Annotated in this window: 1 protein-coding gene; it reads left to right on the top strand. The window is 68.2% G+C overall.

Translation table 11 applies throughout. From position 1 onward, the window contains the following. Positions 1-380 (top strand): tetratricopeptide repeat protein (locus BTA35_RS17585; RefSeq protein ID WP_139363776.1); only part of this gene is annotated, 380 nt, incomplete at both ends.

Genomic DNA, 380 nt, shown 5'->3' with positions numbered 1-380 from the left:
GCGATGCGGACAACCGCATCGCCAGCGACACCAACCGCGCGTACTGGCAGTGGAAACTCGCGGCACAGGGCGATCCGAAATATCAGTCGATGCTCGGCGACAGCTACGATCTCGGCGATGGCGTCGCGCCCGATCTCTCGGCGGCGACGTACTGGTTCCGGCACGCGGCGGAGCAGGGCAATGCATCGGCGCAAGGCTCGCTGGCGTGGCATCTGCTGACGGGACTCGGCGGCCGTGCGGACGCCTACGAGGCGTTCGCGTGGGCGTCGAAAGCCGCGCCCGCGGATGCGGAAGCCAAGCGGATGCTGGGCGTTGACTATGCGTACGGACGCGGCGTCGATCGTGATCCGGCGGCGGCCCGCGTGTGGCTTGAAAAGTCG

The sequence above is a fragment of the Oceanospirillum linum genome (assembly GCF_001995095.2).
Lineage (GTDB): Bacteria > Pseudomonadota > Gammaproteobacteria > Pseudomonadales > Halomonadaceae > Oceanospirillum > Oceanospirillum linum.
The sequence above is the reverse complement of the archived record's forward strand: the minus strand, read 5'-3'. Positions and strand labels throughout refer to the sequence as shown.